We start from the raw sequence: 7,180 nt of genomic DNA on the forward strand, positions 1-7,180 counted from the left end.
CCGCCGGTGAGATGGCGCATGGCGCCGCGGAAATCGGCGGGCGAGACGGGGATTTCAGTCATGAGATCGCGGGGCACTACATTCATGGCATGGTCCCCGAAATGGGGTTCCCCTGTATCTAGGTACGATCGTCCGCCGACAAAAGGTGGCTCAGGATCGAGCCTTCGAGGCCTGCAAGCTCGGCCGAGCCGCGCTGCCGTGGCCGGGCGGCGTTAACCACGACGTCATGGGCGATCCGGCCCTCCTCGATCACCAGCACCCGGTCGGCCAGGGCGACCGCCTCGGAGACGTCGTGGGTGACCAGGATCGCGGTGAAGCCCTGGTCACGCCAGACCCGCTCGAGGAGGCGCTGCATCGAGATGCGGGTCAGCGCGTCCAGCGCACCGAGCGGTTCATCCAAAGCCAGTACGCGCGGACGGGACACCAGCGCGCGGCCGAGCGCAACGCGCTGCTTCTGGCCGCCCGAGAGCACCGAAGGCCACTGGTCGCGCTTGTCGGCGAGGCCGACCTCGGCGAGCGCCTTCTCGGCGCGGGCATGCGCATCCTGCGATGCGCGATCGCGGCCGAGACCGACCTCGACATTGGCGAGCACGCGGGCCCAGGGCAACAGCCGCGGCTCCTGGAACATGACGCGGATGTCCGCGGGCTGGACGTCGCCGCCGAAGCCGATGCTGCCGGCATCGATCTTGTCCAGGCCGGCGATCAGGCGCAGCAGCGTGCTCTTGCCGCAGCCGCTCTTGCCCACGATGGCGACGAACTGGCCCGCGGGGATGTGCAGATCGATGCCCCGCAGCACCTCATTGCTGCCGAAGGACTTTCGCAAGCCCCGGATGCTGAGCGGCAGGCCGCTGGTTTGTACCGGGCGCTCCTCGCGCACCACGCGGGCGTGGGGTGCGAAACTGGCGCGGCTTGCGAGCTCGGTCTCGGGAAGGGACGTACGAAGCGCTGTCTGCATGTGATTCCCAGTATTTCTGCTCAACGTTTCTGGAAGGCGGGGTGCCAGGAGAGCGTCAGGCGCTCCAGCACGCGGGAGGAGCTGTCGGCGAGCTTGCCGAGCAGGGCGTAGATCAGGATCGAGAGCACGACGACGTCGATCAGCATGAACTCGCGCGCCTGCATCGCCATGTAGCCGAGACCCGATGACGCCGCGATGGTCTCGGCGACGATCAGCGTCAACCACATGATGCCGAGCGCGAAGCGGATGCCGACGAAAATCGAGGGCAGCGCGCCCGGGAAGATCACGCGGCGGAACAGTTCGCCGTCGGTCATGCCGTAGATGCGGCCCATCTCGATCAGCTGCGGATCGACGGTGCGGATGCCGTGCAGGGTGTTGAGGTAGATGGGGAAGAACACGCCGAGCGCCACCAGGAACAGCTTCGCACTCTCGTCAATGCCGAACCAGAGGATGACCAGCGGGATCAGCGCCAGATGCGGCACGTTACGCACCATCTGCAGCGTGGTGTCGGTGAGCTTCGCCGATAGCTGCGACAGGCCGTTGGCGAGCCCGAAGGCGAAGCCGATGCTGCCGCCGATCAAGAAGCCGATCGAGGCGCGCCAGAACGAGACCCAGATGTTGCGGGCGAGCTCGCCCGAGAGCAGCAGCTTCCAGCCGGCGAGCGCAACGTCGCTCGGTGCCGGCAATACGCGCGTCGGCACAAAGCCGGTGACGCAGGCGACCTGCCAGATCGCGATGATGGCGAGCGGCACGATCCATTGGACCAGGCCGTCCACGCGCGGCAGGCGCATGCTGCGCGGGAGAGAGATGCTGTCGATGAGGCTCATGATTGCGACACCCGATGCTGCGGACGGAAATCGCTGCCGACCGTCTCGCCGAAAGGACCGCCGTTGAAGTGCAGCCTGGTCACGTTGGAGGGCTGCTCCAGCGAGAGCAGCGGAAACACAAGCTCGGCGAAGCGATAGGCTTCCTCCAGATGCGGATAGCCCGACATGATGAAGGTATCGATACCGATGTCCTGATACTCCTTGATGCGGGCCGCGACGGTTTGGGCGTCACCGACCAGCGCCGTGCCGGCGCCGCCGCGCACGAGGCCGACGCCGGCCCACAGGTTCGGGGCGATCTCGAGCTTGTCGCGCTTGCCGCCATGGAGCTGCGCCATGCGCTGCTGGCCGACGGAATCCATGCGGGCAAAGTTCTTCTGTGCCAGCGCGATGGTGTCGTCGCTGACATGCTTGATCAGCTCGTTCGCGGCGCGCCAGGCTTCTTCATTGGTCTCGCGGACGATGACGTGAAGGCGGATGCCGAAGGAGAGTTTTCGGCCGCGCGCGCTGGCGACTTCCCTCACCTTCGCGATCTTCTCGGCCACCTGCGCCGGCGGCTCGCCCCAGGTGAGATATTTGTCGACGGTGTCCACGGCGACGTCGATGCCGGCATCCGACGAGCCGCCGAAATAGAGCGGCGGGCGCGGCGACTGCACCGGAGGGAACAACAACTTGCCGCCCTCGATGTGGATGTGCCTGCCCTCGACATTGACGGTCTTGCCGGCGAGCAGGTCGCTATAGACGTTGAGGAACTCGCGGGTGACCTCATAGCGCTCGTCGTGGGCGAGGAAGATGCCGTCGCCCTTGTTCTCCACGGGATCGCCGCCGGTGACGACGTTGACGAGGAGGCGGCCATTGGTGACGCGGTCGAGCGTCGCGGTCATGCGCGCAGCCACGCTCGGTGATTGCAGGCCGGGCCTGACAGCGACGAGGTAGCGCAGCCGCTCCGTGAACGGTGCCACGCTGGACGCGACGATCCAGGAATCCTCGCAGGACCGTCCCGTCGGCAGCAGCACGCCGAAATAGCCGAGCTGGTCGGCAGCCTGCGCGATCTGGCGCAGATAATTGAAATTGACCTCGCGGCCGCCGATGCCGGTGCCGAGATAGCGGCCGTCGCCATGGGTCGGCAGGAACCAGAGGATGTTGGCGCTGGACTGGCTCATGGCTGTGCTCCTAGCCGTAGGTCGTGCCGACGGCGGCCGCGACGATGCCGATCGACATGACGATGGCTGCGATCACGCGTTGAACGATGCGCTTCATGTTTGGACCTTTTGGGATGGGAAGATCGGTCGGCACGGTCAGGCTGCCGGATTGCGCCAGACGATGTCGCGGATGACGAGCGGCTTCGGGATCAGGCCGAGCTTGTGGAAGCGGTCGGCGACGCCCTGCTGGGTCACGACGATGTCGTCGGTGACGGGGCCGACCACGAAGGACGAGCGATTGGCGGCGATGGTCTGGATATCCAGCGGAATGCCGGTGACGGCGGCGAGCGACTTTGCCACGTCATCCCGGTGCTGCTCGGCCCATTTGGCGGTCGCGGTGGTGACGTCGACGATCTGTTGCAGGATGGCGCCGTGGTTCTTCGCGAAGTCGCGATTGGCGATGTAGAACGAATTGGTCTTGGTGACCTCGCGCGCATTGATCAGGATGCGGCCGTTCTGCCTGGTCTCGCCGATCGCGAAATACGGATCCCAGATCGCCCAGGCCTCGATGCTGCCATTGGCAAAGGCGGGGCCGGCGTCCGGCGGCGTCAGATAGACCGGCGTGATGTCGGCATAGGTGAGGCCGGCCTTCTCCAGCGTCTGCACCACGATGTTGTGCGCGCTGGAGCCCTTGGTGAAGCCGACGCGCCTGCCCTTCAGTTCAGCGATGGAGCGGATCGGCGAATCCTTCGGCACCAGGATGCCCTGGCCGTTGGTGATCGGCTGTCCCGCGGCATAGACGATCGCCGCGCCCGCGGCCTGGGCGAACACCGGCGGGGAATCGCCGACCGCGCCGTAATCGACGCTGCCGACATTCATCGCCTCCATCATCGGGGGACCTGAGGAGAACTCGACCCATTTCACCTCGATTCCCTGCGGGGAAAAATGTTTTTCCAGCGCGGCCTGCTGACGCGTGATGACCAGCACGCCGTTCTTCTGGTAGCCGATACGAATTTCCTTCACCGCGCCTTGCGCGATGGCGGGCGCGGACAGCGCCGCCAGCGCGGCAGTTCCAGCGGACAGTTTGAGAAAGTCCCGACGTCGCATTCCACACTCCCGGCCACCAGCGGCCGTCATCATTCATGTTTCGAGAATGATGGTGCGGCTCATCGGAGGTGTCGAGACGCCGGGGAAAATAGCGATGCGCGCACTACGCTTGTGGCAGCGCGCATGATTAATCTTTCAAGCGGCCGCGACGATGCAGACGGAATTTTTCCGCACGCGAATGTGAGAGCGGCACGGACTCCGTCCCGAGCCCCTGACGACCCGAATATAAAAAGTCGCAAAACAACCCCATGCACAGTAGGCGGGGCGTGTAGGATCAAGGACTTACGCATTATCCGAAGTCCGTTTGACCCGTCGGGCAAAACAGGGGTATGGTGTCATCATTGCGGACTGGCAGCCGTCAGGGCTGCGCAGGCACCAGCGGGCCTAATGCACCCACTTCACCGGCAGATTCTGCAGTCCCCGGAACGCCCAGCCGCCGATCCGCACCGGCTCATCATCGGCGAGAGCGAGCTTCCTGGCCCGCGCAAACACCGTCGGCAGCGCGACGTCGGCGATCATCGCGCGCGAAGCGAAGGCGCCGGCGCAGAAATGCGGGCCGGCGCCGAAGGCGACGCTCTTCGACGTATCACGCCGCACATCGAACTGGTCGGCGCGCTCAAAATGCGCCTCGTCGCGGTTGGCGGAGCCGAACATCAGGAACACGCGCTCGTCGAGCTCGAAGGAAACATCGCGAATGGCCCACGGCTTTGCGATCCGCCGCGGCGACATGCCGATCGGCGAGATCCAGCGGGCATATTCCTCGAACGCCTGCAGCCAGGTCACTTCGCCGCGCAGGACCAGATCGAGCTGGTCGGGATGGGTCAGGAGCGCCCACACCGTGCCGGCGATCGCCTTGCGCGGCTCGTTCTGGCCGCCCGAGATCGCGAGTTTGACATTTGCGCGCACGCTCTCCATGGCCATGCCCGAGGCAAGGAGCACGCCCAAGATGCTCTGGTCGGGATGCTTGCGCATCACCGGCAGGATGTCGTCGATGGCGGCATCGATGCCCGACGTCGCCGCGTGGCAGCGCGCCTCGACCGCGGGATCGCCGGCATAGTTGGCGATGCCCTCGATCATGCCTTGCGACCACGCGTCCATGTCCTCAAAGCCGATATTGGTGAGGCCGGTGATCGACTTCAGGCATTCGCCGGAGAACGGCAATGCGAAATCGCGCATGAAGTCGATCCGGCCCGGTCCGACGCGGTCGATGATGCGATCGGCATGGGCCTGGAACAGCGCGGTCCAATGCGCCTTCACCGTCTTCGGCGACACCGTCGGAAACATCGCGCGCCGCTCGACCTGGTGCGCCTCGCCGTCCTTGCGCATCATGTTGTGGCCCATCAGCCGGTTCATCAGGCCTGCGGGCTGATGCGAGGAGAACACGTCGATCTGCTTCTCGGAGATCGAGATATCGTCGCGGCTCGTCAGCAGCGTCGAGCCGAGCTGCGGTACGAAGGCGATCGGCGCCTCCTTCCGCATTCTTGCAAGCATCGGATAGGGGTCGGCCCAGAAGGCATCAGGATCGATGTCGATGCGCGGCGCGGTGCTCAAGCTTCGCTCCCTTGCTGTTGCTCGATCACCGAGGCTAGCGTGTTCGGGACCGGCCGTCTGTCCCCAGCGATTGGGACAGCCTCAGTTCAGGCCGCGCGGACCCGCCAGCAGCCGCAGCACGATCGCGAACAGCTCGCTCTGCGAGGAGATGCCGAGCCGCTCATAGGCGCGCTTGCGGTAGGTCAGGGTCGAATGCAGGCTGATGCCGAGCGCTTGTGAGATCGCCTCGGAGCTGAAGCCTGCGAGGATGCTGCGGCAGACCTCGCGCTCGCGCGGCGTGAGGGCGGCGAGCGGCGCGCGGGTGGCGAACAAGGCCGCAAGGGACTGATCAGGCATTGCCCTCTCATGAAAGTGGCGGGCGACGCTCGCCGCGATCGTCGGCGCGATGGCCTCGAGCCGCGCGCTCTGTGCGGCGTTGAAACGGCCCTGCGCGGCGATGCGGTAGAAGTTGACGTAGAAGCAGGTGTCGCCAGTCCAGATCGCGGCCGCGCATTTGTCGACGATGCCGGAATCCTGGAAGAAGATTTTTCGGTAACGCGCGCCGTACATGCGCGGCGCGAAGGTCGGCAGCATGATCGGCGCCTCGCCCTCGCCTTCGAACAGCGCATCGCGGTTGGGATCGGATTCGTGGAACTGGCCGGCATAGGCCGCGCCGAGATCGGCGCCGATCGGGATGTTGCCGGCATCGAGCAGGCAGTGTGCGGCACCGCCGCGGCTCAGCGCGAACACCATGCAATGACCGACGTCAGCCTGCCGGCGCAGCGTGTCGATCAGGATTTTTGGGAAATCGGAGCGGCCGATGGCGAGCACCGCGGACGAGACATCACCCGCCGACGGATTTATGGGCACCGCCCGAGACCGCATTGTTTCCTCCGTCAGACGTTCTCTTGCCGGAGGATAGCAGCAACGGGATATCGACGGAAGTCGGAGCGGCCTCAAGTCCGCCTACGAGCGGCCTACTTGCCCTCGTTCCATATGTCGGTGGTGAGCTTCCAGTCATTTCCGACCTTTTCCCAAACAACGACGTACTTCCCGGTCACTTCCTGCGGCGTCGGCGCCTTGGTCGTCAGAGCAAACGTACCGATCTCGCGCGCCACCAAAGGGCCAAGCGCCTTCACGTCAACAGTCGCGACCTTGGGATCGCCGACCTGTTCCGCCATGCTTTTCCACATTCCCTCGATGGCTGCCCGACCCTGCACCATCGAAGAACCGGGCGGCAGCACGATCGCATCGTCGCTATAGAGCGACGCAATGCCAGAGAAATCGCCCTTGTTGAACATTTCAACAAATTTGGCATTGATCGCTTCAATCTCGGGCTTCTGAGCCAATGCCGGAGCCGCCAGCGCGATCACGAATACAATCACCAACCCGATGTTGCGCATAATCATCTCCAACTCAATCTACGACTCGAATGCAGCACGGCCGTTGCTGCACAGGGATGCGTTAAATGCCGCATCCCAGACCGCGTTTGACGAAACAGCAACACCGGAGGATTACCGTAAGCAATGTTGACGAGATGCAGGGTGCGGCAAAGGAGATGACCGGCGAGCAATGTTGCAGGACCCGCAAAACGCTTTGCTCCGAGGAAAGAGGCCCGCCAG

At 64.7% G+C, this 7,180-nt stretch carries 8 protein-coding genes and 1 pseudogene; all 9 read right to left on the reverse strand.

Going from position 1 to position 7,180, the window contains the following annotated elements:
- Positions 1 to 86 (reverse strand): annotated as a pseudogene (locus tag A5906_RS45495) (flavin reductase); the annotation flags it as partial.
- A gap of 32 nt (positions 87 to 118) precedes the next feature.
- Positions 119 to 955, reverse strand: coding sequence for an ATP-binding cassette domain-containing protein (locus A5906_RS32465; RefSeq protein ID WP_080139218.1), 837 nt, complete (start codon positions 953 to 955; stop codon positions 119 to 121).
- Between the two features lie 20 nt (positions 956 to 975).
- Positions 976 to 1,782, reverse strand: coding sequence for an aliphatic sulfonate ABC transporter permease SsuC (gene ssuC / locus A5906_RS32470; protein ID WP_080139219.1), 807 nt, complete (start codon positions 1,780 to 1,782; stop codon positions 976 to 978).
- Positions 1,779 to 2,942, reverse strand: a complete 1,164-nt coding sequence (gene ssuD, locus A5906_RS32475; protein ID WP_080139220.1) for an FMNH2-dependent alkanesulfonate monooxygenase — start codon at positions 2,940 to 2,942, stop codon at positions 1,779 to 1,781. The genes ssuC and ssuD overlap by 4 nt, the downstream gene beginning before the upstream one ends.
- Positions 2,943 to 2,952: 10 nt before the next feature.
- Positions 2,953 to 3,075: a hypothetical protein gene (locus A5906_RS46045; protein WP_283807743.1), complete on the reverse strand. Its 123-nt coding sequence runs from the start codon at positions 3,073 to 3,075 to the stop codon at positions 2,953 to 2,955.
- A 2-nt stretch (positions 3,076 to 3,077) separates the two neighbouring features.
- Positions 3,078 to 4,028 carry a sulfonate ABC transporter substrate-binding protein gene (locus A5906_RS32480; RefSeq protein WP_080139221.1) on the reverse strand — a complete coding sequence of 317 codons (951 nt, stop codon included), beginning with the start codon at positions 4,026 to 4,028 and terminating at the stop codon, positions 3,078 to 3,080.
- A 384-nt stretch (positions 4,029 to 4,412) separates the two neighbouring features.
- Positions 4,413 to 5,579, reverse strand: a complete 1,167-nt coding sequence (locus A5906_RS32485; protein WP_080139222.1) for a cytochrome P450 — start codon at positions 5,577 to 5,579, stop codon at positions 4,413 to 4,415.
- 81 nt (positions 5,580 to 5,660) lie between these two features.
- Complete coding sequence (locus A5906_RS32490) at positions 5,661 to 6,443, reverse strand: helix-turn-helix transcriptional regulator (protein WP_080139223.1); 783 nt, start codon at positions 6,441 to 6,443, stop codon at positions 5,661 to 5,663.
- A gap of 92 nt (positions 6,444 to 6,535) precedes the next feature.
- Positions 6,536 to 6,961, reverse strand: coding sequence for a YybH family protein (locus A5906_RS32495; RefSeq protein ID WP_245327035.1), 426 nt, complete (start codon positions 6,959 to 6,961; stop codon positions 6,536 to 6,538).
- Positions 6,962 to 7,180 lie beyond the last annotated feature (219 nt).

It is taken from the genome of Bradyrhizobium sacchari (assembly GCF_002068095.1).
Taxonomy (GTDB): Bacteria; Pseudomonadota; Alphaproteobacteria; order Rhizobiales; family Xanthobacteraceae; genus Bradyrhizobium; species Bradyrhizobium sacchari.

Bases quoted from the DNA above. Each gene is read 5' to 3' on its own strand.
- A5906_RS32490 (WP_080139223.1), bottom strand. From the start codon at position 6,443: ATGCGGTCTCGGGCGGTGCCCATAAATCCGTCGGCGGGTGATGTCTCG.
- A5906_RS32480 (WP_080139221.1), bottom strand. From the start codon at position 4,028: ATGCGACGTCGGGACTTTCTCAAACTGTCCGCTGGAACTGCCGCGCTG.
- A5906_RS32495 (WP_245327035.1), bottom strand. From the start codon at position 6,961: ATGCGCAACATCGGGTTGGTGATTGTATTCGTGATCGCGCTGGCGGCT.
- A5906_RS32465 (WP_080139218.1), bottom strand. From the start codon at position 955: ATGCAGACAGCGCTTCGTACGTCCCTTCCCGAGACCGAGCTCGCAAGC.
- ssuD (WP_080139220.1), bottom strand. From the start codon at position 2,942: ATGAGCCAGTCCAGCGCCAACATCCTCTGGTTCCTGCCGACCCATGGC.
- ssuC (WP_080139219.1), bottom strand. From the start codon at position 1,782: ATGAGCCTCATCGACAGCATCTCTCTCCCGCGCAGCATGCGCCTGCCG.